Annotated in this window: 23 protein-coding genes and 1 tRNA gene; 15 read left to right on the forward strand and 9 right to left on the reverse strand. The window is 60.6% G+C overall.

Annotated features, from left to right (window positions below):
* Positions 1–106: 106 nt before the first annotated feature.
* From rhlB to ACIQ1A_RS03825, 8 genes are all read left to right on the forward strand, one after another.
* Positions 107–1,690, forward strand: a complete 1,584-nt coding sequence (rhlB, locus tag ACIQ1A_RS03790; protein WP_395769735.1) for an ATP-dependent RNA helicase RhlB — start codon at positions 107–109, stop codon at positions 1,688–1,690.
* A gap of 40 nt (positions 1,691–1,730) precedes the next feature.
* A complete protein-coding gene (locus ACIQ1A_RS03795; RefSeq protein ID WP_395769736.1) occupies positions 1,731–2,420 on the forward strand; it encodes a cell division ATP-binding protein FtsE in 690 nt (229 codons plus the stop codon).
* Positions 2,413–3,336 (forward strand): cell division protein FtsX, encoded by a 924-nt coding sequence (locus tag ACIQ1A_RS03800; RefSeq protein WP_395769737.1) that lies wholly within the window; start codon positions 2,413–2,415, stop codon positions 3,334–3,336. Before ACIQ1A_RS03795 ends, ACIQ1A_RS03800 begins: the two co-directional genes overlap by 8 nt.
* Complete coding sequence (locus ACIQ1A_RS03805; RefSeq protein ID WP_395769738.1) at positions 3,333–4,160, forward strand: response regulator; 828 nt, start codon at positions 3,333–3,335, stop codon at positions 4,158–4,160. The genes ACIQ1A_RS03800 and ACIQ1A_RS03805 overlap by 4 nt, the downstream gene beginning before the upstream one ends.
* A complete protein-coding gene (ung, locus tag ACIQ1A_RS03810) occupies positions 4,157–4,834 on the forward strand; it encodes a uracil-DNA glycosylase (protein WP_395769739.1) in 678 nt (225 codons plus the stop codon). The genes ACIQ1A_RS03805 and ung overlap by 4 nt, the downstream gene beginning before the upstream one ends.
* 132 nt (positions 4,835–4,966) lie before the next feature.
* Positions 4,967–5,830: an RNA polymerase sigma factor RpoH gene (rpoH, locus tag ACIQ1A_RS03815; RefSeq protein WP_395769740.1), complete on the forward strand. Its 864-nt coding sequence runs from the start codon at positions 4,967–4,969 to the stop codon at positions 5,828–5,830.
* A gap of 119 nt (positions 5,831–5,949) precedes the next feature.
* Entirely contained in the window at positions 5,950–6,792 is an 843-nt protein-coding gene (locus tag ACIQ1A_RS03820; protein ID WP_395769741.1) for a sensor histidine kinase, read from the forward strand.
* Entirely contained in the window at positions 6,789–8,015 is a 1,227-nt protein-coding gene (locus tag ACIQ1A_RS03825) for an RCC1 domain-containing protein (RefSeq protein WP_395769742.1), read from the forward strand. Before ACIQ1A_RS03820 ends, ACIQ1A_RS03825 begins: the two co-directional genes overlap by 4 nt.
* Here the strand turns inward: ACIQ1A_RS03825 and ACIQ1A_RS03830 are convergent.
* Positions 7,984–8,244, reverse strand: coding sequence for a hypothetical protein (locus tag ACIQ1A_RS03830; RefSeq protein WP_395769743.1), 261 nt, complete (start codon positions 8,242–8,244; stop codon positions 7,984–7,986). The genes ACIQ1A_RS03825 and ACIQ1A_RS03830 overlap by 32 nt on opposite strands.
* A gap of 246 nt (positions 8,245–8,490) precedes the next feature.
* On the opposite strand from ACIQ1A_RS03830, the gene ACIQ1A_RS03835 reads away from it, so the two are divergent.
* From ACIQ1A_RS03835 to ACIQ1A_RS03850, 4 genes are all read left to right on the forward strand, one after another.
* A complete protein-coding gene (locus tag ACIQ1A_RS03835) occupies positions 8,491–9,138 on the forward strand; it encodes a hypothetical protein (RefSeq protein ID WP_395769744.1) in 648 nt (215 codons plus the stop codon).
* Positions 9,135–10,007: a DUF3011 domain-containing protein gene (locus ACIQ1A_RS03840; protein ID WP_395769745.1), complete on the forward strand. Its 873-nt coding sequence runs from the start codon at positions 9,135–9,137 to the stop codon at positions 10,005–10,007. The genes ACIQ1A_RS03835 and ACIQ1A_RS03840 overlap by 4 nt, the downstream gene beginning before the upstream one ends.
* A gap of 158 nt (positions 10,008–10,165) precedes the next feature.
* Positions 10,166–10,242: transfer RNA gene (locus tag ACIQ1A_RS03845), tRNA-Arg, on the forward strand.
* Positions 10,243–10,250: 8 nt separating this feature from the next.
* Positions 10,251–11,054 (forward strand): D-hexose-6-phosphate mutarotase, encoded by an 804-nt coding sequence (locus tag ACIQ1A_RS03850; RefSeq protein ID WP_395769746.1) that lies wholly within the window; start codon positions 10,251–10,253, stop codon positions 11,052–11,054.
* On the opposite strand, the gene ACIQ1A_RS03855 is transcribed toward ACIQ1A_RS03850, so the two are convergent.
* Genes ACIQ1A_RS03855 through ACIQ1A_RS03875 form a run of 5 tightly spaced genes read right to left on the reverse strand, consistent with a single transcriptional unit; the run spans position 11,051 to position 15,241 of the window.
* Positions 11,051–11,797 carry a pyridoxine 5'-phosphate synthase gene (locus ACIQ1A_RS03855; RefSeq protein WP_395769747.1) on the reverse strand — a complete coding sequence of 249 codons (747 nt, stop codon included), beginning with the start codon at positions 11,795–11,797 and terminating at the stop codon, positions 11,051–11,053. The two genes, ACIQ1A_RS03850 and ACIQ1A_RS03855, sit on opposite strands and share 4 nt — an antisense overlap.
* On the reverse strand, positions 11,794–12,066 hold the full coding sequence (locus tag ACIQ1A_RS03860) for a hypothetical protein (RefSeq protein WP_395769748.1): 273 nt from the start codon (positions 12,064–12,066) through the stop codon (positions 11,794–11,796). Before ACIQ1A_RS03860 ends, ACIQ1A_RS03855 begins: the two co-directional genes overlap by 4 nt.
* 24 nt (positions 12,067–12,090) lie before the next feature.
* Positions 12,091–13,527: a cardiolipin synthase gene (cls, locus tag ACIQ1A_RS03865; RefSeq protein WP_395769749.1), complete on the reverse strand. Its 1,437-nt coding sequence runs from the start codon at positions 13,525–13,527 to the stop codon at positions 12,091–12,093.
* Positions 13,524–14,228 (reverse strand): 2OG-Fe(II) oxygenase, encoded by a 705-nt coding sequence (locus ACIQ1A_RS03870; protein ID WP_395769750.1) that lies wholly within the window; start codon positions 14,226–14,228, stop codon positions 13,524–13,526. Before ACIQ1A_RS03870 ends, cls begins: the two co-directional genes overlap by 4 nt.
* Positions 14,225–15,241: a class 1 fructose-bisphosphatase gene (locus ACIQ1A_RS03875; RefSeq protein ID WP_395769751.1), complete on the reverse strand. Its 1,017-nt coding sequence runs from the start codon at positions 15,239–15,241 to the stop codon at positions 14,225–14,227. The genes ACIQ1A_RS03870 and ACIQ1A_RS03875 overlap by 4 nt, the downstream gene beginning before the upstream one ends.
* Before the next feature lie 62 nt (positions 15,242–15,303).
* On the opposite strand from ACIQ1A_RS03875, the gene ACIQ1A_RS03880 reads away from it, so the two are divergent.
* A complete protein-coding gene (locus ACIQ1A_RS03880; RefSeq protein WP_395769752.1) occupies positions 15,304–16,533 on the forward strand; it encodes an MgtC/SapB family protein in 1,230 nt (409 codons plus the stop codon).
* 3 nt (positions 16,534–16,536) lie between these two features.
* Here ACIQ1A_RS03880 and phhA read toward each other — a convergent pair whose 3' ends face one another.
* The 3 genes from phhA to ACIQ1A_RS03895 all read right to left on the reverse strand — a co-directional run bounded on the left by phhA (position 16,537) and on the right by ACIQ1A_RS03895 (position 19,292).
* A complete protein-coding gene (gene phhA, locus ACIQ1A_RS03885) occupies positions 16,537–17,424 on the reverse strand; it encodes a phenylalanine 4-monooxygenase (protein ID WP_395769753.1) in 888 nt (295 codons plus the stop codon).
* Between the two features lie 62 nt (positions 17,425–17,486).
* Positions 17,487–18,245, reverse strand: coding sequence for a rhomboid family intramembrane serine protease (locus ACIQ1A_RS03890; RefSeq protein ID WP_395769754.1), 759 nt, complete (start codon positions 18,243–18,245; stop codon positions 17,487–17,489).
* Between the two features lie 60 nt (positions 18,246–18,305).
* Positions 18,306–19,292 (reverse strand): TerC family protein, encoded by a 987-nt coding sequence (locus ACIQ1A_RS03895; protein WP_395769755.1) that lies wholly within the window; start codon positions 19,290–19,292, stop codon positions 18,306–18,308.
* 204 nt (positions 19,293–19,496) lie between these two features.
* Here ACIQ1A_RS03895 and ACIQ1A_RS03900 point away from each other — a divergent pair, with 204 nt between their 5' ends.
* Positions 19,497–20,672: a class I SAM-dependent rRNA methyltransferase gene (locus tag ACIQ1A_RS03900; protein ID WP_395769756.1), complete on the forward strand. Its 1,176-nt coding sequence runs from the start codon at positions 19,497–19,499 to the stop codon at positions 20,670–20,672.
* Positions 20,673–20,691: 19 nt separating this feature from the next.
* Positions 20,692–21,747, forward strand: a complete 1,056-nt coding sequence (locus ACIQ1A_RS03905) for a L,D-transpeptidase (protein WP_395769757.1) — start codon at positions 20,692–20,694, stop codon at positions 21,745–21,747.
* The last annotated feature ends 3 nt before the right edge of the window (positions 21,748–21,750 follow it).

Genomic DNA, 21,750 nt, shown 5'->3' on the forward strand with positions numbered 1-21,750 from the left:
GGGCGCACATCGCAAATACAATCCCAATCGCCCGAATTCTCAATAGCGCAGTTTGCGCCGTCCGGGGGCGCAATGCAAGCGGCAAGGCCGCTGCGGAAACCCAAAAATGACTGATAAAGCACTGACCGATATAGCCTTTTCCAATTTCGACATCACCCCTGCATTGCTCGATGGCCTGGAACAGGCTGGCTTCTCCCGTTGCACGCCGATTCAGGCCATGACCCTGCCGTTCGCCCTCAGTGGCCGCGACGTGGCCGGCCAAGCCCAGACCGGCACGGGCAAAACCCTGGCCTTTCTGGTCGCCTGCATGAACCGTCTGCTGACCAAGCCGGCCCTGGCCAATCGCCGCGCCGCCGATCCGCGCGCGATGATTCTGGCGCCCACCCGTGAATTGGCCATCCAGATCGCCAAGGACGCCGAACAGTTCGGTTCCGCGCTTGGCCTTAAGTTCGCCTTGGTTTATGGCGGTGTCGATTACGACAAGCAGAAGTCCATGCTCGAACAGGGCACCGACATCATCATCGCCACGCCCGGTCGCCTGATCGATTACGTCAAACAGGGCGTGGTGTCACTGCATGCCTGCGAAGTCTGCATCCTCGACGAAGCCGACCGCATGTTCGATCTGGGCTTTATCAAGGATCTGCGTTATCTACTGCGCAAGTTGCCGATCCGCGAGGAACGCCAGACCCTGTTGTTCTCGGCCACGCTCAGTCACCGCGTGCTCGAGCTCGCTTACGAACACATGAATGATCCGGAGAAGCTGTCGGTGGAAACCGAAACGGTCACCGCCGCGCGTGTGCGCCAGCTTCTGTATTTTCCGGCGATGGAAGAAAAACTGCCGCTGCTGATCAGCCTGCTGTCGCGCGTCGAAGGCGGCCGCAGCATGGTGTTCGTCAACACCAAGGTCTGGGTCGAACGCGTTGCGCGAGCGCTTGAAAAAGCACATTACCGCGTCGGCGTGCTGTCCGGCGATGTGCCGCAGAAGAAGCGCCAGTCGTTGTTGGCGAAATTCCAGCGCGGCGAGCTGGAAATCCTGGTCGCCACCGATGTCGCCGCCCGCGGCCTGCACATCGACGGCGTCAGCCATGTTTATAACTTCGATCTGCCCTTCGATGCCCCCGATTATGTGCACCGCATCGGCCGCACCGCCCGCCTCGGCGCCGAGGGTGACGCCATCAGCTTCGCCTGCGAACTGTATGCCCAGGGTCTGCCGGAAATCGAAAGCTACATCGAACAGAAAATCCCGACCGCACCGGTGACTTCGGAGCTTCTGGTCGCCATTCCGCGCCAGCCCTTGCCGAAAGCCGAAGGCGGCGAAAGCATCGCCGACATCTTCAACGAGGTGCGCGCCAATGCCCCGGCCGACAAGCGCGGCGGTCCAAAATCCAGTCGTTCCTCCAGCGGCCCGCGCGGCGATAAGCCGCGCAGTGACCGTCCGCGTTCGGATCGTCCCCGTTCCGACAAGCCGCGCAGCGATCGCCCTCAGACCGAACGTCCGCAGAAGCCTGCAGGCCTGGCCGAATCCGCACCGGCAGGCGAGGCCGCCCGCAAACCGCGCCGCCACCGGAAGCCTACGGATACTGGAGCGCGTCCGCAGACGCATGCTCCGGTTGCTGCAAAGCCGTCGGCCAAGCCGTCGGTGCTGTCGCGCATAAAATCTTGGTTTACCCCCTCCTCGCCGAAGCCGTAATACGGCACACTAAGCGGGGTATCCACAAAGAAGGCGTGTGATGACACTTCTGCGCTTCGATGGCGTCAGTAAAAAATATCCGGGCGGCCATCTGGCCCTGGATGATTTGAGCTTTTCCGTCCAAGCCGGAGAGATGCTGTTCATCACCGGCCATTCCGGTGCCGGCAAGAGCACCTTGCTGAAGTTGGCCCATCTGTCCGAACGTCCGAGCGCTGGCACGGTCTGGTTCGACGGACGCAACCTCGACAACCTGCGTGGCGCCAAAGCCGCCTTGCACCGGCGCCGTCTCGGCGTCGTCCATCAGGATCACTGTCTGCTGCTGGATCGTACCGTGTTCGATAATGTAGCGCTCCCGCTGCAGATCGCCGGACTTTCGCCGGCAGCCATCCGTCAACGCGTGCACCAGACCTTGCAGAGTCTCGGTCTTGCCGAGCGTGCCGGCTACCGCTCCACGGACATCTCCACCGGCGAGCAGCAGCGTGTCGGCATTGCGCGGGCCATGGTCACCCAGCCGGCATTGCTTTTGGCCGACGAGCCGACCGGCAATCTCGATCCGGGCCTGGCTGCCGACATCATGCAGCAGTTGGTCGGTTTGTGCGCACAGGGCACGGCAGTGGTCATCGCCAGCCATGATCTGGCCTTGGTCAAGCGCATGAAAAAGCGCGTGCTGGTCATCGACAAAGGCCGTTTGATGGACGACATTTCGCCGGAGGAGTTGGCCGATGAGTAAGTCCTACGGTGCCTTCGCCGCCTGGCGCGCCCAGCATGCCGCTGCGTTCCGTGGCAGTTTTGCACGGTTGCTGCGTCGGGCGTTCTCCAGCCTGTTGTCGCTTGGCGTCATGGCCATCGCCTTGGCCTTGCCCTTGGCACTGGCCTGGTCGATGCTGCAGATGAACCAATTGGCCGCACAGGTACAGAGTTCCCGCGCCATCCAGGTTTTCTTCCAGCCGACGGTCAGTGTGGCGCAGGCCAATGCCATCGCCCAGGATTTCCGCACTGCCGCCGATGTCGCGACGGTGACAGTGAAAACACCGGAGCAGGGACTGGCAGACTTCAAAGACAGCAGCGCGCTGGCCAAAGCGGTAGCCGCTCTCGGCGAAAATCCGCTGCCATCGGTGATGATTGTGACGCCGCGCGCCGATGAAGCGGCGCTATTGACCCGTCTGCAGGCCTTGCCGCAGGCCGAGTATGTGCAATACGACGGCATCTGGCAGAAACGTCTGGATGCATGGCTGGCCTTCGGCCAGCGCTTGTTATTGCTGCTGGCATTGCTGTTCGTTAGCGGTGCCGTACTGGCGGTCGCTAATAATATCCGTCTGGACATCGCCACGCGCGAACAGGAAATCGCGGTGATGCAGCAGCTCGGTGCCGGTGATGCCTACATCCGCCGGCCGTTCCTGTATGCCGGTGGCTTGCTTGGCTTTTTGGCCGGCGCTTTGGCGCTCGGTATTCTGGCCGCGGCGGCATTCGCCATCACGCCGGAAATTCTCGCCCTGATTGGCAGTTATGGCAGCGGATTCGCGTTTACACCGGTACCGCTGTGGTTGCCGCCGGCGGTGTTGGCGGCAGCGACCGCGCTCGGTATTCTCGGCGCCCGTCTGGCCGCCGGTCATTACCTTCGGCTAACCCGTCCGGTGGACCGGTGACCGCACTCGCGTTCCTGCCGCTTGATCTGCAGCATCCGCATCTGGTGATCGTGGATGGTTCGAAGATGGTCCGCCGCGTGCTGCTGGGCATGATGGCGAAAACCCTGCCGGATGCGGTGATTACCGAATGCGAAACCGGCGAACAGGCCAAAGCCGTGCTGCTCAGCCAGCCGGTGCATCTGTTGGTGACCGCGCTGGTGCTGTCGGACATGGATGGCGATGCGCTGGCCTGCTTCGCCCGCGAACACAGCACCCAGTGCTATTTTCCGATCATCGTGGTCTCCGGTGATGTGCAGCAGCGCCTGGAAGATCGCAGCTTGAGTGCGCATGTCACCGATTATTTCGATAAGACCTGGGGTATGGAATCCCTGGCCTCTTTCATCACGGGCTATCTTGCGCCTGATGAAGAAGTCAGTGGCGAAGTGCTCTACATCGAGGACAGCAAGGTGGTGGCCGCCGCCACCAGCCGGATGATGAAAAAACACGGGCTGGGCGTACAGCATGTGATGTCGGTCGAGGAGGCCATGAGCCTGATCGATGCCGATCCGGAGAGTTTGCCCGACATCGTGCTCAGCGATGTCTATCTGAAAGGTGATCTGACCGGCATGGATCTGCTGCGTTTGATCCGGCAAGACCGCCACATCGGCAAGCAGCGCCTGCCGGTGGTGGTGATGACCGGTGATGCCGATCCGCGCAATCAAAGTCAGCTGATCCAGCTCGGCGCCAACGATCTGGTACAAAAGCCGGTGGAAGAGCGTCTGCTGGTGACCAAGCTGCTGTTCCAACTGCGCATGGGTCGTCGGAACCGCCAGCACGCGCGATGAGTACCGAGGGCAAGTTGTCCGCGTCCTGGCAGCGCCATCTGGGCGAGGCTCTGGCATCGGCACCGATGCGTGATCTGGGTACCTTCCTGCGCGCCGAAAAAGCCAAAGGCCGTGTCATCCATCCGCCCGGTCCGCAGATTTTCAATGCCTTCAACCGCACGCCGTTCGAGGCGGTCCGTGTGGTCATTCTCGGCCAGGATCCCTATCATGGGCCCGGCCAGGCGCATGGCCTGAGCTTTTCCGTGCCCGATGGCGTGCCGCCGCCGCCCTCGCTTCAGAATATTTTCAAGGAAATCGAACGCGATCTCGGTCTGCCGAGGCCGACCAGTGGCAATCTGACGCCCTGGAGTGATCGCGGTGTGCTACTGCTCAATGCCGTACTGACTGTGGAAACCGGCAAGGCCGGCTCACATCAGGGCAAGGGCTGGGAGGCATTCACCGATACCGCCATCGCTGCGCTTTCCGGACAGCGCGAGGGCTTGGTGTTCATGCTCTGGGGTGCCTATGCCCAAGCCAAAGGCGGCATCATTGACCGGAGCCGTCATTGCGTGCTGCGGGCACCGCACCCCTCGCCGCTGTCGGCGCACCGCGGCTTCCTCGGCTGCGGGCACTTTTCTGCCGCCAACCGCTACCTGCAGGGCCGTGGCCAACCGCCCATGGACTGGCGGATTTAAGGTATGTCATTGTATTTAAATGATTTGATAAAAATCCCCTTAGGGCTCGTGACCGGAATTCACGGGAACTTCAGCCGGGTATTAGCACTCTACGCCCCAGAGTGCTAAACTTTTCTTATGAGCAAAAAAACCATGACCAGCAAAGCCCTGATCAGCCATAGCCTCCCGATTCCCAGCGCCTTGGGTTCTTTGGATGCCTACATCAACGCGGTCAACCGCGTGCCGGTGCTGTCCGTTGAGGACGAGCAGGCCTTGGCGCGTGCCTACCGCGATAACGACGATCTGGAAGCCGCCCGTCATTTGGTGATGGCGCATCTGCGTTTCGTGGTGCATGTGGCGCGCGGTTACCAGGGCTATGGCCTTGGCATGGGCGATCTGATTCAAGAGGGCAATATCGGCCTGATGAAAGCGGTCAAGCGCTTCGATCCCGACCAAGGCGTTCGTCTGGTCAGCTTTGCCGTGCACTGGGTGCGCGCCGAGATGCACGAATTCATCCTGCGCAACTGGCGTATCGTGAAGGTCGCCACCACCAAGGCCCAGCGCAAACTGTTCTTCAATCTGCGTAAATCGAAAAAACGTTTGGGCTGGCTGAATGCCGCCGAAGTTTCCGCGGTCGCCAAGGATCTGAAAGTGTCCGAACGCGAAGTGCTGGAAATGGAGTCGCGCCTTTCCGGCCGTGATATCGCGTTCGATGCTCCGGACGATGATGACAATGACCATGCGCCGCCGTCACCGTCGGCCTATTTGGTCGCCGCCAATGCCGACCCGGCTGCCGCTTACGAGCGTAACAGCCATGACGACAACCAGCTTGAACTGCTGCGTGAAGGTCTGAGCGGTCTGGATGTGCGTTCGCGCGAAATCCTGCAGAAGCGATTCCTGGCCGAGAACAAGGCCACGCTGCATGAACTGGCCGATGAATACGGGGTATCCGCCGAACGCATCCGCCAGTTGGAAGCCAATGCCCTGAAGAAAATGAAGACGCTGTTCGCGGCTTGATTGATTGCAGCGGTTCTGAAAAAAAGCCGGCATGTATATGCCGGCTTTTTTCATGGCACCGGTCAGGGCGCGGGCGGTACCGGCTCGGGGTACTCACTACCTAGGTCGGCTGTCTTTCGGTGGTATTCATCCTCTCCAGCAAGCATAACGGCTGGACGCTCAGCACCTGGAACGGCGCCATCAGCTATCTGATTTTCCTGAGCATCTTCAATCTTTATATCGCATTTTTCATCAACCGCCTGAATCAGACACAGGAACGTCTGGCGCAATCCAAAAAGCGCGAGGAACGTCTGATCCGCAGCATGCAGGATATCCTGCATTCCCAGAATGCGGTCAATACCGAACGGATGGATCAAATCATGCGCGATCTGCATGACGAGGTCGGACAGGGACTGGTTGCCGCCAGTATCTATATCCGGTCGCTCCAGAATTCACTGGAAAGCGCCAACGCAAAGCGTGCCTTCGAGAAAGGTTCGGCAATGCTGGAGTCGACCTCCGTCAGTATCCGCAACATGCTCAACAGCCTCGACCGGCAACCGATGAATTACGCCTATCTCAGCCAAGAGCTTGCTTCCGGCCGTATCCCCCAGCTCCTGCGCGGCTCCGGAGTCGGCTACCATTTCACCATCACGCCGGAGTCGCCCGCGTGGAGCGAAGTGCCGCCGGAAATCTATGCCTACATCCACCGCTTTTACCAGGAATCGGTGACCAATATCCTTCGGCACAGCCGTGCCGATCAATGCCGGATTGACCTGCGAATGCGCATAAGAGCCGACCAGATCCTCTTTGCCGGCAGCATCCGTGACAATGACATTCAACGGAATTTCAACTTCAATAAAACCGGCTCGACCGGGCTTGATGGCTTGGTCCAGAAAACCCGTCAGGTCGGTGGCATCCTCCGGCACGGACGGAAGCCGGCATTCAAGAAAATCGGGTTTCTGCTGCAGGTGCCGCGGCGATGAAGCGCCATCTGCTGCTCTATGCCCTATGTTTCTTGGCGTTCATCGCACTGCTGAAGGATTCCAGACGGGATGAAGATAAGGCTCGAGTGCTGATGCCCGCTTCAGACAAAGTCCTGAGCATGACGTTCCAACGCCTCAATCAAGGTGAAAACCACATGTGCCGGCTCGACAAAACCGGCATGCTCTCCTGTTGGGGCAAGAATCTGAAAGGACAGCTCGGCAATCCTCGCTTCGCACTGCAGTCTGAACCGCAGACCCTACGTTTCAACCGGCCATTCAGCATGATGGAGGGCGGTGCCGATTTCAGCTGTGCCCTGACCATGGCCGGACAGGTGTTGTGCTGGGGCGACCCAGCCATGGGTGTCATGGGCGACGCCGGCGTCAGGGCGCAATCCGACATCCGTCCGATGACGGTCCCCGGATTGTCAGCGATCGTCCACATCGCATCCGGCTTTGACGGTGTGTGCGCCTTGGATGCCGATGGCAAGGTGTTCTGTTGGGGCGCCATCGGCCGAAGCAACAGCCGGCAGCGCGCCCGGGTGTTCAGAACGAATAGCCGTCCGGAACCGATGTCGCTTCCCGAGCCGGCAATCCATGTCGGCTTCGGAACGCACCATACCTGCGCCGTCGGCGCTTCGGGCGCGGCCTACTGCTGGGGTTTCAATGGCATGGGTGCGCTCGGTGACGGCACCGTGATCGACCGCATGCGTCCGTTGCGCGTCTTGAATCTTCCCGAAAAACTGGCCACGATCACGCCGGGTTATCTGCAGACCTGTGCGATTGCCGTCAGTCAGCGCGTGTACTGCTGGGGTGCAAACTATGAAAACCAGCTCGGGGATGGTCTGCGCAATCCCGCCGAGGACGCCAAGCGCCTGAGTCCCGGACGCGTGCTTGGCCTTGAAAACATCGTCCAGCTCAGTAGCGCGTCGCATACCTGCGCGCTGAATGCCTCGGGCCGGGTTTTCTGCTGGGGTTACAACGAACACGGCTCGGCCGGCCAGGATCCCGCCCGTTACCCGAATGTGCCGGTCCCGATGCCCGTTGCACTGGAAGCGCCCGTGGTCGAGCTGGCCCAAAACGAGTGGGGGATGTGCGCATTGACCGGGTCAGAACAGGTCTATTGCTGGGGCAGCAACAAGGCCAAGCTGCTCGGCAATCGCACACCGGAGCGCCCTTGGCTTCCCGTGGAAATCAGTTTTCCTCAGTCTGTTGCTGCTCGATGACTTCAATCAGGAAGCCCTGAGCCTGCAGACCGCGGCGAAGAATCGCCAGATCACTCCGGGTTCTACCGAACTGCACGTCGGCGGTATTTCCTTTTTCAAGCAGAAGGAAATACTGCGTTGCGGCATCCATCGGAAAGAAAATCTTCAGGGCGCTCAATACCAGCGTTGGCCTGCGGGCGGTATCCGGATGGCTTTTGATTCGCAGGACATGGGTGTTCGCACTGCTCATTGTCGCTGCTTCCCTGACTGCTAGCCGATAGTGTAGGGAGTGAGGACGTGCTACGGAATAGGAATAATCTCTAAAGCCGCCACGGCATGGTTGGAAGAGGGCGAATAGTGTCAGAATTGTGAAATCTGCCATTTTGTCCGCAGCCCAGTACCGGCATCCGTTGCGGAATCTGCGGATTTTGGCTTACTCTTCTCTTATTGATGGAAGAATACCCCCCGCACCTCCGGCAGCTATCAGGACAAAATTATGTCAATCAACAAGATATTGAACATCAGCTTCAGTGTCAGCAAGGTAGTCTCGGTCCTTATGGCATTCGTCCTGCTGGTTGCCTTGGTCGGCGGCATCGTCATGTTCTCATCCACGTTGTTCTCCGGCGGGACGGACTACGAAAGCTTCGAGGAGTCCTTTGCCAAGGCCGCCAACATGGATAGCGGCAGTGCCGGCGAGGACGCAAGCGATACCTTCAAGGGCACCAACGAACGACTTTCGGTGGAGACCGAGTTCGGCAAGGACCTGCAGGCGGCGATCAAGGCTGCCCAGTGTCCGGATCCGACAGGCACCTACAATGTGCTGGTCGGCAACGGGCTTTCGGCCTCTTCCCGTTCCAAATACTTCGGCTTCGTCGAGAAATACTTCTATGACTTCGCCGAGGCCGCCATCAAGAACCCGGATCTCAACCGCGAATTCTTCTGCGGCGAGAATATCCTTGAGGTGATATCGCGCCATGATGCTGAAGAAGCCGCCGGTGCGATGCAGCGCATGTATCTGCTGGGCGGTTCGATTGCGGTCATCATCGGCACCATCCTGCTGATCTTCATCCTGATGGTGATTCCGGCGATTTACCGCATCGAAGAACATCTGCGCCCGAAATCGCCAACAGGAAAGCCACAATGAGTACTTTAAAATCCTTCGCCGTTCTGGCCGTAGTTCTGGCCGCGGGTTGCGCCGACAAAACCAAGGAAGCCGATCGTCTGAACGCTGAAGTCAAGTCCGAGGTCTGCCGCATCAAGGAAACGCTGCCGCCGATGTCAGCGGCACTGGCTGCGGCCGAGCGCGATGCCGCAGTTGCAGGAGCCTTGGAAATTCTTTCCGAGAAGGCGCGGAAATCGCCTGCACTGATTGCCAAAACCCGGGAGGTGAATGCCCTGGTGAAGGACTTCAAACCCAGCGACCGTTTCACCTATCTTTTCGACGCCAGCCGTCTGGATGAAAGCACGGTGCGCCAGATCATCGAGGCCCAGTGTCCATTCGAGTTCATCGACGATGCCATGGATGCCACCGCCGAAGCGCCGGCAGCCGATGCATTGGGTGATGCCGTCGTCGATGGCGGGGGCATGGATGAAGCTGCGATGGCCGCCGCCGAGGATGCCGGCATTGCCGCAGCCGATGCGCAGTTTGCCGCCGAGGCAGAACGCGCACGCCTGCTGGCCGAAGCCGAGGTCGCACGGGCCCGCAAGGAAGCCCTGCAGGCCGAACGGGAATTATTGGTGGAGCAGCGCCGCCAGGCCGAACAAAGCGCGCAGATGGCTGCCACCGTCGCGCCCAAGCTCAGCTGTCCTTACAACGTCGCCAATCCCCTGAAATGCGCCAGTCGCGAACGTCAGCCGACCGCCTGCGCCTGGAATTTCGAGGCCTGCGGCATGCCGCGCCTGTTCAAGCAGGAGTCCAAGACCACCTGCACTGGAAAAATGAGTGCCGACCAGGCCGCCGGCCGGATCATCATCGTGGACGGCTGCCGCGGTTTGTTCGTGCCGGAGTTTTGACGGATGCTTCAATTGTGTAAAAAAGCCGCCCGATAGGCGGCTTTTTCATGGCGATTCGATCAATCCGAAACCGATGGTCTTTTCCTGAAATTCGGGCAGAGTGCATGCATGTGCTGCGGCGGCAGTAAGCTGTGGATATCTGTTAAAATAGGCCATCCGCGCCCGTAGCTCAGCCGGATAGAGTAGTGGCTTCCGAAGCCATTGGTCGGGGGTTCGAATCCCTCCGGGCGCGCCAATTACGCTATGACACTCCACACTTTCCAATTGAAAAACCGCTTCGGACAACTGCACGTTGCCGAATACGGTGGACAGTTACTGCACTGGCAATGCCCTGCGGGCATCGAACGCCTGTACACGCCAGAGCAGCTGCATATTGTTCCGGGGCGTGCTTTGCGTGGCGGCGTGCCGGTCTGCTTTCCACAGTTTTCCAGGCGTGGCGACCTGCCCAAACACGGCCTGGTACGCACCCGGCCCTGGCGACTGCAGGGACAGACTGAGTCGGCTCTAATCCTCGCCATCGAAGACGATGAACATACGCGAGCGCTATGGCCGTATGCGTTTTCGCTGGTACAGACCCTGGTGCTGGATGCCGATGGCCTGAGCATCAGTCTCGATTTCCATAACCGATCGGATCAGGCTCTGGTATTCACCGCCGCTCTGCACAGCTATTTGCGCGTGCCGGATGTTACCGCCTGCACCCTGCACGGCTTGAACGGCTACGTATACCAAGACGCCGCCGATGACGGCCGCTATAAGAACCAGCAGAGTAATCTGTTCATCAACGGCGAAGTCGACCGGGTCTTCGCCGAAGCACCGAAGCGGCTTCGCCTCAATTACGGCAACGGCGAATCGCTTGAAATCCGCCAAGGCGGATTTGCCGACACCGTGGTCTGGTGTCCGGGGCCGGAGCTGGCGGCAAGCTACAGCGATATGCCGGCTGCCGATTGGCAGCGTATGCTGTGCGTGGAAGCGGCCGCCGCCACGCAGCCGGTCACCGTGCTGGCCGATGGCCACTGGCAGGGCTGGCAGAAATTGCGGGTACTTTAAGTGCGGCAGATCGCCAGATAATTGCGGACCGTGGTTTCCAGTCCGTCATACAGCGCTTCGCCGATCAGGGCATGCCCGATCGATACTTCGAGCACCGCCGGAACCTTGCTGAGAAACGCGCCCAGATTGGCTTGGTTCAAATCGTGTCCGGCATTGACGCCGATGCCCAGCGCCTGTGCCTCCGCAGCGGTCCGTGCACAGGCCGCGGCAGCAGCCGGATCGGCGTTTGCAAAGGCTTCGGCAAAGGGACCGGTGTAGAGTTCGATGCGGTCGATGCTGAGCGCTTTGGCCAGCGCCAGATCGGGCGTCCCGGCATCCATGAAAATCGACACCCGCACACCCCAGTCCTGCAGTTGTTGCACATACGGTTGCAGCCGTGTGCTGTCGGCACGCAAATCGAATCCGTGATCGGACGTGATCTGCCCGTCGCCATCGGGAACCAGTGTGGCTTGGGTCGGACGGGTGCGTTCAATCAGTGCCATCAGACCGGGATAATCACCGCGCGCCGGCGCAAACGGATTGCCTTCGATGTTGTATTCCACGCCATGCCTCCGGCATAAATCCGCCAGTGCATCGACATCGGCTGGCGTGATGTGGCGCTGGTCCGGGCGCGGATGCACAGTGATGCCATGGGCGCCTGCCATGATGGCGGTTTCGGCGGCCTTCAGCACCGAAGGCTCCGCACCGCCGCGCGAGTTGCGCAGCACCGCGATCTTGTTGACGTTGACGCTGAGTGTGGTCACGCCTCGTGGCCGCTGTTGGCGTTATCACCGGCTTTGCGGGCCTTGGCCTGCTCGGCCAGTTCACGCATACGCCGCAGTTCATCCGGGCTGATGATGTGGCGCTCGGGTCGGCGCTGGCTTTCCACGCGGCTGCTGAGCAGGTTCCAGGAACCCAGAAACAGGAACACCAGCGCCATCACCACCAGAAAGCCGACGCCGCGGGTACTGAGATCGGCGAACATGGCCATGGCTATGGCACCGACACTGAGCAGGTAATAGAGGATGTACATAGGCGGTCTCCGTAATGCCTGTGATTATAGCAACGGCGAGAACAGACGGGCCCCGGCCTGGGCCAGGCGTTCACCCAGCGACAGACGGACCTTCGGATCGAAGCGTCGCGACTCGCCGAGATAGCCATAAAGAATCCGCGCCAGCCGGTCGCCGAGACCGGCGTCTTCGAAAAGCACCGACAGTTCGAAATTGAGCCGGAAGCTGCGCCGGTCAAAATTGGAACTGCCCAGAATGATCGTGCCGTCATCGACCAGCAAGGCTTTGGTATGCAGCATGCGCGGGAATTCGTAAATACGTACACCGGCTTCGGCCAGCACATCGAAATAGGAGCGTGCGGCCAGGGTCACCATGCGGCTGTCGCTTTGGTGCGGTACCACCAGCGCGGTATCGACGCCGCTGAGTGCGGCCGAAGTCAGTGCCATCATCGCCGCTTCGCTGGGCACGAAATACGGCGTGACCAGCAGTACCCGCTTGCGTGCGCCGGTGATGGCTTCGACATGCGCGCGGTGAATCGGCTCCCAGGGCGTATCCGGACCGGCCGCCAGTACCTGTGCGGTGACCGGTCCGGCCTGCGCCGGCGGCGGCAGGAAATAGCGGGCATCGGCTTTGAAGCGGCCACCGGCATACAGCCAGTCGGCTACGAATGCCAGCTGCAGCCAGCGTGCGATTTCGCCATCGGCGCGGAAATGCAGATCGACATAGGCATCCGTCCGCAGGCTTTCGTTTTCCTCGTCGGTGATGTTGATGCCGCCGGTAAAGCCGATGATGCCGTCGATGACCACGATCTTGCGGTGCGAGCGGAGGTTGATCTGCGGCCGCCACAGTTTGCGCAGATAGAACGGATGGAAAAAAGCGATTTCCACACCGGCATCGCGCAGCGGCTTGAGGAATCGCTCGCTGATATTCTTGGAACCCATCCGGTCGAGCAACAGACGCACTTCGATGCCGCGAACGGCCTGCCGGATCAGGGCATCGCGGATGCGCGTGCCGGTGACATCGGGTTCGAAAATGTAATACTCGAGATGGATGTGATGATTGGCGGCGTCGAAAGCCTGTTCGAGTGCGGCGTAGGTGGCGGCACCGTTTTCCAGCAGGTCCACGTGCTGTGCGCTGCTCGGAGCGAATCCGGAAGCGGCCACATTCAGGCGCATCAGCGCATCGGCATTGTCGGCCAGATTGGCTTCGGTCAAGGGCATCAGACCGGCGCGCGCCTTGCTGCGTTTCAGGTTCTGCCGTTTGATCCGGGTCGGACCGAGGAAGTGGTAGATCAGGAAGCCGATGTACGGCAGCAGGATCAACGACAGCAGCCAGCTCAGCGTGGCAATCGGTTCGTGTTTCTGCAGCAGAATCCAGGCGCTGAGCAGCAGCACATACAGCAGCCAGAGCAGACCGAGTACCAGTGAAATATTCGGCCATGCCGCCTGCAGGTGCGCCCAGCCGCCCAGTACGGCCTCGATCATGTCTGCTTTCCGTAAATGGTTTCGGCGCGCTGGAACAGGACCCAGCTGGTGGCGATGTATTTGGCGCCGCCCTGCGGCCGGTTGCCGCGGTGGGTATGGCTGAAGCCGGCCGGTGCGATCAGGAAGGCGCCGGTTTCCGGGGTGATTTTCCGCTGCTGGTGGAAGAACTCGGTTTCACCGGCGCTGAAATCCGCGTTCAGATAAGTCGTCCACAGCAACACGCGGTGCAGGCTTTCGGCACCGGCATCCTTGGGGTAGTGTTCGCAGTGCCAGTACGGATAGCCGCCTTCATCGGCTTCGTAGCGTTGCAGGTTGACCGGTCCTGGCCGGAACACCGCCCGCAGCAGATCACCGAGGGCTTTGTCGTCGAGGGCGCGGATGTCATCGTGCTGGTAACGCACGCGTTGGCCGTCCGCGCTTTGCCGCTGCAGCAAAAGCGGTGCGATCAATACATACGGATAGCTGCGCACATAGGCGAGCAGGGCGCGGAACATGGCGGTGTTGAGTTCCCGCTCAACGCCTTGCCAGTCCTGGTGCTGGTTGAGTTGAATGTCCTGGCTGTGTTTCAGCTCCGGCATCACCCCGCCGCCGACGCGGCCCGGAACGGCCAGCCGACTATCGTCGAATTGCCGGATGATTTCGGCGCAGCGCTGGGGGCTCATGAGGCCCGTGTAGACGCCGATGAAGTCGGTTTCGGTCATGGTCGGCCGCGGTCGTGTTCGTGGTGATAGCGTTCCGCTTCAGCCACTTCGTTGCGCGAACCCAGAAACACCGGCACGCGCTGATGCAGGCCTTCGGGCTGGACATCGAGCATGCGGCTACGCCCGGTGCTGCAGGCGCCACCGGCCTGTTCGAGGATGAAGCCCATCGGGTTGGCTTCATACATCAAACGCAGGCGCCCGGGCTTGGTCGGATCCTTGTTGTCCGCGGGATAGATGAAGATACCGCCGCGGGTCAGGATACGGTGCACTTCCGAAACCATGCTGGCGATCCAGCGCATGTTGAAATCCTTGCCGCGCGGCCCGGCTTTTCCGGCCAGAAGATCGCGGATGTAGTCCTGCATCGGCGCTTGCCAGAAGCGCTGATTCGACATATTGATGGCGAATTCGCGGGTGTCTTCCGGTACCTGCACATCGCTACGGGTCAGGATGAAGCTGCCCTGTTCCCGGTCGAGCGTGAACATGTGGGTGCCGCGGCCGAAGGTCAGCACCAGGATCGTGCTTGGGCCGTAGACGGTATAGCCGGCGCAGACCTGTGCGCTGCCGGGTTGCAGGAAGTGTTCGTCACGCGGTTCGGTCACGCCGTCCGGACAGCGCAGTACCGAGAAGATGGTGCCGACCGAGACATTGACGTCGATGTTGGAACTGCCGTCGAGCGGATCGAACAGCAGCAGATAGTTGCCTCGGGGATAGCTGCTCGGAATGGCATGCGCATGTTCCATTTCCTCCGAGGCCAGGCCGGCCAGATGGCCGCCCCATTCATTAGCTTCCAGCAGGATTTCATTGCTGAGCACATCGAGCTTCTTCTGGGCTTCGCCCTGAACGTTGCCGGAGCCGGCATCGCCGAGCACGTCGCCCAGGGCGCCTTTGCCGACCGCGGTCGAAATGGTCTTGCAGGCCCGTGCCACCACCTCCAACAACAGACGCAGATCCGCGTTAATATGGCCTTGGTGCTGCGCTTCGATCAGATAGCGCGACAGGGCGGTCGGTTTCATGGGCGAAGTCCTGATGCGGTTTGTCGTATTGTAATGCGTGGCGGGAAACAGAACGGAGTCGCATGGATATTTTTTCCAGTACACCGCTGCTGCCGGCGCTGATGACGGCCCTGGGCATCGGCCTGATGATCGGCATGGTGCGCGAGCGCACCCATCTGGAAACCTTTGCCGGCGTGCGCACGCATGCACTGACCGCCCTGGCCGCGGTCCTGGCAACCAGTCTGGGCACCGGCCCGTTACTTGTTCTGCTCGGCTTGGTGTTAGTGCTGGTGTCGCTGGCGTACTGGCGATCGGCCGCGCAGGATGCCGGCCTGACCGGTGAAATCGCATTGATGGTGACGGCCCTGCTGGGTTCGCTGGCGGTGTCCCAGACCGCACTGGCGGCCGGGCTGGGCGCGCTGGCAGCGGTGCTGCTGTACGCCAAAACACCCTTGCACCGGTTCGCCAAGGAAGTGCTGAGCGAGCGCGAAGTGCACGACGGCATCATCCTGCTGGCCAGCGCCTTAATCATTCTGCCGCTGCTGCCCGACCGTGCCATTGATCATTACGGCGTCCTCAATCCGGCCAAGTTGTGGCGTTTGGTGGTGCTGGTAATGCTGGTCGGCGCCATTGCCCATGTGGCACTGCGTCTGGTCGGCAACCGCTGGGGCCTGCCCTTGGCCGGTTTCTTTTCCGGATATGTTTCTTCCACGGCGGCCACGCTCAGTTCCGCCGGCACCGCGCGCGCCGAGCCAGAACTGAAGTCTCCGGCCTTGGCGGCGGCACTGCTGGCCAACGTCGCGTCGCTGAGCCTGTTCATTCCGATCCTGCTGGCCATGGCGCCGGACTATCTGCACGCCATCCGTTACGAGCTGGGCGCTGCCATGGCCGTGCTGCTGTTGCTCAGCGTGTTCGGTCTGCGTTACAGCCATGAAGCCATCACCGAATCCTCGGTGGCGCAGAAACGCATGTTCCGCATACAGCATGCACTGGCGCTGGTGGCCATCATCGCCGCCATCCTGTTTTTGACGGCTTATCTCAACGAGGTGCTCGGTCCGCAATGGGCGGTTGCTTTGGCTTTGTTTGCCTCCGCCGCCGAACTGCATGCGGCCTTGGTCGGCGTGGCCGAGCTCAGCAAATCCGGGGCACTGCCGCATCCCGAGTGGGGTCTGTTCGGTCTGTTGCTGGTCAGCGGCAGCGTCAAAACCGGAATCGCTTGGTATGCCGGCGGCCGGGATTTCGCCTGGCGCTTCGGTGCCGCGATGCTGACGACGCTCTGTGTGGTGGCCGCGGTGACATTACTCCGGGGCTGAATCTCAGATATCGCCGTCGGTCAGCCAGCCTTCGCCGCTGCCGCGGTGGAACGCGCGGTCGCTATCAAGCACGGTTCCGGCGGGAATCGCCTCAAGGCCCTGCAGTTGTCCGTAGACCGGTTCGAAATCGGCGAAGGTGGCCTCGAATAGCTGTTGAAAGCTGTCGATCACGAAATAGGTTTTCTGGTAGGTGTCGATGCGGTAACGCGTGCGCATCACGCGCTGCAGGTCGAAGCCGATGCGGTTCGGCGCCGGTGAATTCAGACTGTAGTCGCACTCGCCCTTTGAGCTCAGAATGCCGGCGCCGTAAATGCGCAGGCCGTCGGCGGTGTCGATCAGGCCGAATTCGACCGTGTACCAGTACAGTCGGGTGAGTTGCGCGAGTGCCTCGGCGCCGAAACCATGCGCACGCAGGCCGCCTTGGCCGTAGGCACGCATGTAATCGGCGAACACCGGATTCATCAACAGCGGCACATGGCCGTAAAGATCGTGGAACAGATCGGGTTCCGAGAGGTAATCGAGCTGATCCGGCCGGCGGATCCACCAGGTTACCGGAAAGCGGCGGTTGGCCAGATGCTCGAAGAAATCCAGCTCCGGCAACAGGCCTTCGACGCCGATGATCTGCCAGCCGGTGGTGGCTTGCAGAATCGCATTCAATTCCGTGAATTTGGGAATGCCGGCCTCGCTCATGCCCATGGCGGCAGTGGCGTCCAGAAATTCGCGGCAGGCCTGCTGGCCGAGCTGCGCCTGCTGGCGACGGAATAATGTCCGCCATACTTCATGATCGGTTTCGCTGTAGCTGTCCCAGGGTTGTTCAACCACGCCCGTGGTGTATACCGGTACGGAACCCTTATCGGTCTGTTGATGTTCAATGCGCTGCGGTGTGGTCATGGCGGATTCCCCGGTGCTTGCCGGCATTTTACTCCGCTTGCCGTGTGAAAGAATGATTCCGATCAAGAATCCGGGCGCCGGAACGGCACTACATTATCCCCGCCGCGGGCGTCCGGTCGGTGCCAGAGCACCGGCACGTCCTGCGGTTTCTCCAGCTGCAGCTCGGTGTCGGCATCGTCCGTCTCGGGCTCCAGATCCCAACTGTACAGACGCTCCGGGGCCCGCTCGTCCCGGCCGGCGAAGGCCAGCCCGCACACGAAGCCGACCATCGCGCCGGACAGATGGTATTCCCAGGACACCCCGGCCTCCTGCGGCAAGACCGAGAGCACCATGCCGCCGAAGAAGAACAGCGCCAGCATCAAGCCGGTCAAAGACATCCGGTCGCGCCGGCGCAGGCCTTGGGCGATCAGGAAAAACATCAAACCAACGGTGACGCCGCTGGCGCCGATGTGGTTGCCGCCGAGACTGATGAACCAGGTGCCCAGACCGGAACCGATCCAGACCACCGGCAGTGCCGCCCGGCTGGCCCGCGGAAACAGGCTGCCGGCAATCGTGCCCAGAATCAGGATGGCGAAGGCGTTCGAGGCCAGATGCTCAAACGAACCATGCATCAAGGGCGCGGTCAGCACGCCGATCAGCCCTTCGATTTTCTGCGGCTGAATGGCCAGAGGACGGGTGGCGAACAGCCGGTCCTGCATGAGGAACACCGCCAGTAGCACCGCAACCCAGCACAGACTGATGGTCAGTGCGCGGTTGAACTGCTGTTTCACGCGCCCGAGATAGGCGGCGCTGCGGGTTTGGTAAAGGGTTTCGGCGTCCATTGATAGGAAATGGGGCCTGTGCCCGAAAGCACAAGCCCCGTTTCAAGGCGTTTCCCGGACTTATTCGTCCTTGAGCCGGTATTCCTCGCCGACTACGCTTTTCTTTTCCTTCGGTTTGAACACCAGACTGAAGGCCATGGCTGCGGCGATCAGTGCCGCCACCACGCCCAGCGAGACGCCGACCGGAATCTTGTAGAAATCCACAATCAGCATTTTGACGCCGATGAACATCAACACCATCGCCAAGCCATAGGCCAGCAGGTGGAATTTCTCGGCCATGCCGGCCAACAGGAAATACAGGGCGCGCAGACCGAGCACCGCGAACACGTTCGAGGTCAGCACGATGAACGGATCGGTGGTAATGGCGAAAATGGCCGGAATCGAATCAACTGCGAAGATCACGTCGGTGAAAGCGACCATGACCATGACCACGAACAGCGGAGTGTATTTCTTGATGCCGTCTTCGCGCACGATGAAGGACTCACCGTGGTAATGACGGGTCAAGGGCAGGTGACCGGTAATCCAGCGCAGAATCGGGTTTTTCTCCATGTCCGGCTCTTGTCCGGCGGCCCAAAGCATTTTAATGCCGGTAGCCAGCAGGAACAGACCGAAGAAGTAAAGGATCCAATGGAATTGCTGGATCAAGGCGGCGCCGATGAAAATCATGATGGCGCGCAACACGATGGCACCCAACACGCCGTATATCAGCACACGCTGCTGCGAGGGTGCCGGCACCGCGAAGTAGGTGAAAATCATTAGGAACACGAAAATGTTATCGACCGCCAAGGCTTTCTCAACCAGATAACCGGTCAAAAACTCCATGGCAATTCGGTCGGCATCCGGACTGCCGCTGTCTTTCAGATACCACCACAGGCCGGCGTTGAAAATAAAGGCCAAGCCAATCCAGGCCATGCTCCAGATCAGGGCTTCCTTGGTGCTGACCTTATGCGGCCCATTGGCTTTAAGCACCAACAGGTCGACGATGAGCGCCAAAATGACAAACAGGGTGAAAACCGCCCACATGGTGGGGGTGGCAATGCTGATCATGCAAAACTCTCCATTCGCAACAGAATAAAACCCCGAGGGTATCGAGGTGCTGCGAAGGTCTTGCTAGCAGATGAACTGCCTATCGAACCGGGGGCGGTGGCCCCGTGCTGACGACGCGATAGCGGGAGCTACTCCCCTTCGGCGCCCATCATAGCCGGATTGCCCGGAAAAGTCATCTTGCGCGTTTACGCTTACAATACAAACATGAACCAGAGCACCGAGTTACCCATCGTCCGCTTGAAAATCGAGCGTAAATCGACCCACCCGTGGATTTTCCAGAAAATGGTGGAAAAGCCCGAGGTCAAGCCACGCCCCGGCACGATTGTCGATATCGTCGATGCCACCAATCATTGGGTCGGCCGTGGCTTCTATAACGGCCATTCGCGCATTGCGTTGCGGGTGCTGACCGAGGATTACGAGGAAACGGTTGATGCCGCGTTCTTCCAGCGCAAGATCGCCGAGGCCGTGGCCCTGCGCCGCGAGGTGCTGAAGCTGGATGCGGTGTCCGATGCCTGGCGGGTGGTGCACTCCGAGGGCGATGGCCTGTCCGGCCTGGTGGTCGACCGCTACGGCGATTTGCTGGTGGTCGAGTTCTTCTCGGCCGGCGCATTCCGCCACCGCGAATGGATTTACGAGGCCTTGCGCACCCAGTTCCCCGGTTGCCGTTTCTATAGCTTTGCTGAAGAGCACGTGCAGAAGCAGGAAAGCTTCGACTTCCGCGCGCCCGATGCGCCCGAACCGAGCGTGATTACCGAACACGGCCTGAAATTCCGCGCCAGCCCCGGCTCCGGCCATAAAACCGGCTTCTTCGCCGACCAGCGCGATAACCGCGAATATCTGTCGCAGCTGGTGAAAGACAAAACGGTGCTGGACATCTGCTGCAACTCCGGCGGCTTCGCCATTTATGCCAAAGCCCGCGGCGGCGCCAGTGAGGTCACCGGTATCGATCTGGACGAGGAAATTCTCGAGATTGCCGGCAAGAACGCGTATCTGAATGATGCCAAGGTCAAGTTCGTGCAGTCCGATCTGTTCCCGTATCTGCGTGATGCCGCCGCCCGCGGCGACGCCTGGGATGTGGTGATTCTGGATCCGGCGAAATTGACCCGCGACCGCGAACAGGTGATTTCGGCGCTGAAGAAATACAATGACATGAACAAGCTGGCAATGAGCGTGGTCAAGCCCGGCGGTATTTTATTGACTTGCTCGTGCACCGGTCTGGTCAGTGAAGAGGACTTCCTCGACATGATCCGCCGCGCTGCGTTCTTCGCCGGCCGCCGGGCGCAGATCCTGAAAGTCTCGGGCGCCGGGGCCGACCACCCGTACATGGCGCACGTGAAGGAAAGCCGTTACCTTAAAGCCGTGTTCTGCCGTATTTTCTGATCCCGCCCGGAAGCCCGCCATGAAAAAAATCCTGCTCGCCACCGCCCTGACCTTTGCCCTGTCTTCCCTGCACGCGCAGGCTGCGCCGCAGGCGATGCCGGCCAATACCCCGAGCGAAGCGCTCAAGCCCGGCCAGTGGGTCTGGTATGCCGAAGCCGTGCCGCAGGGCCCGATGCTGATGCTGGTCAGCATCACCCAGCAGAAAGCCTATCTGTACCGGAACGGCGTGCGCGTGGCGGTCAGCACGGTCAGTACCGGCAAGAAAGGTCACGACACCCCGACCGGCGTGTTCACCATCCTGCAGAAGAACAAAGACCACAAATCCAATCTCTACAAGGATTCCAAAAACAAACCGGCGGCCATGCCCTATATGCAGCGCCTGACCTGGGACGGCATTGCCCTGCACAGCGGCAATCTGCCCGGTTACCCGGCCTCGCACGGTTGCGTGCGCATGCCTGATGGTTTTGCGCAGCGTCTGTTTTCCGAAACCGAACTGGGCATGACCGTCATCGTCAGTAACGACAAGGTCACCAGTCCGCAGAATGTGGTCGATCCGACCATGTTCGCGCAGTCGGTGAACGAGAAAGGCAAAGTGGTGCCGGTCGAGCCGCTGTCAGCTTATGAAGCCTACCGTTGGCAGCCGGAAAAATCGCCCTTCGGTCCGGTCACCGTGCTGATCAGCACCCGCAACCAGACCGTGATTGCATTGCGTAACGGCATCGAAATCGGACGCTCCAAAATCGGTGTGGTCGGTGGCGAACCGTTCGGCAGCCAGGCTTACGTGGTGATGGACGGCGCCGGCACCGAGCCGAGCCAGATCGTGCCGGATGAGATGGAACTGAAATGGCTGCGCGTCAACGCATCTGCCAGCGGTACTGCCCCCACCGCCGGTCTGGATCCGGCCGCCATCCGCCGCATCGCGGTGCCGGTCGACTTTGCGCGTCTGTTGTATTCCAGCTTGCAGCCGGGCAGTTCCTTGCTGCTGACCGATGAGCCGATCAACCTCGATGGCGTGCAGAACATGACCGTACTGACCGACGAGCCGGATACCGAACACAACGCCGAACGTCCCTGAGGA

Source organism: Arenimonas sp. (genome assembly GCF_044353605.1).
Taxonomy (GTDB): Bacteria; Pseudomonadota; Gammaproteobacteria; order Xanthomonadales; family Xanthomonadaceae; genus Arenimonas.

Excerpts from the sequence above, each read along its gene's own strand:
- ACIQ1A_RS03825 (WP_395769742.1), top strand. The coding sequence starts at position 6,789 with ATGAAGCGCCATCTGCTGCTCTATGCCCTATGTTTCTTGGCGTTCATC.
- ACIQ1A_RS03905 (WP_395769757.1), top strand. The coding sequence starts at position 20,692 with ATGAAAAAAATCCTGCTCGCCACCGCCCTGACCTTTGCCCTGTCTTCC.
- ung (WP_395769739.1), top strand. The coding sequence starts at position 4,157 with ATGAGTACCGAGGGCAAGTTGTCCGCGTCCTGGCAGCGCCATCTGGGC.
- rhlB (WP_395769735.1), top strand. The coding sequence starts at position 107 with ATGACTGATAAAGCACTGACCGATATAGCCTTTTCCAATTTCGACATC.
- ACIQ1A_RS03890 (WP_395769754.1), bottom strand. The coding sequence starts at position 18,245 with ATGGACGCCGAAACCCTTTACCAAACCCGCAGCGCCGCCTATCTCGGG.
- ACIQ1A_RS03850 (WP_395769746.1), top strand. The coding sequence starts at position 10,251 with ATGACACTCCACACTTTCCAATTGAAAAACCGCTTCGGACAACTGCAC.
- ACIQ1A_RS03795 (WP_395769736.1), top strand. The coding sequence starts at position 1,731 with ATGACACTTCTGCGCTTCGATGGCGTCAGTAAAAAATATCCGGGCGGC.
- ACIQ1A_RS03895 (WP_395769755.1), bottom strand. The coding sequence starts at position 19,292 with ATGATCAGCATTGCCACCCCCACCATGTGGGCGGTTTTCACCCTGTTT.
- ACIQ1A_RS03880 (WP_395769752.1), top strand. The coding sequence starts at position 15,304 with ATGGATATTTTTTCCAGTACACCGCTGCTGCCGGCGCTGATGACGGCC.
- ACIQ1A_RS03900 (WP_395769756.1), top strand. The coding sequence starts at position 19,497 with ATGAACCAGAGCACCGAGTTACCCATCGTCCGCTTGAAAATCGAGCGT.
- ACIQ1A_RS03830 (WP_395769743.1), bottom strand. The coding sequence starts at position 8,244 with ATGAGCAGTGCGAACACCCATGTCCTGCGAATCAAAAGCCATCCGGAT.
- phhA (WP_395769753.1), bottom strand. The coding sequence starts at position 17,424 with ATGACCACACCGCAGCGCATTGAACATCAACAGACCGATAAGGGTTCC.
- ACIQ1A_RS03840 (WP_395769745.1), top strand. The coding sequence starts at position 9,135 with ATGAGTACTTTAAAATCCTTCGCCGTTCTGGCCGTAGTTCTGGCCGCG.
- ACIQ1A_RS03860 (WP_395769748.1), bottom strand. The coding sequence starts at position 12,066 with ATGTACATCCTCTATTACCTGCTCAGTGTCGGTGCCATAGCCATGGCC.
- ACIQ1A_RS03875 (WP_395769751.1), bottom strand. The coding sequence starts at position 15,241 with ATGAAACCGACCGCCCTGTCGCGCTATCTGATCGAAGCGCAGCACCAA.
- ACIQ1A_RS03835 (WP_395769744.1), top strand. The coding sequence starts at position 8,491 with ATGTCAATCAACAAGATATTGAACATCAGCTTCAGTGTCAGCAAGGTA.
- rpoH (WP_395769740.1), top strand. The coding sequence starts at position 4,967 with ATGACCAGCAAAGCCCTGATCAGCCATAGCCTCCCGATTCCCAGCGCC.
- ACIQ1A_RS03870 (WP_395769750.1), bottom strand. The coding sequence starts at position 14,228 with ATGACCGAAACCGACTTCATCGGCGTCTACACGGGCCTCATGAGCCCC.
- ACIQ1A_RS03800 (WP_395769737.1), top strand. The coding sequence starts at position 2,413 with ATGAGTAAGTCCTACGGTGCCTTCGCCGCCTGGCGCGCCCAGCATGCC.
- cls (WP_395769749.1), bottom strand. The coding sequence starts at position 13,527 with ATGATCGAGGCCGTACTGGGCGGCTGGGCGCACCTGCAGGCGGCATGG.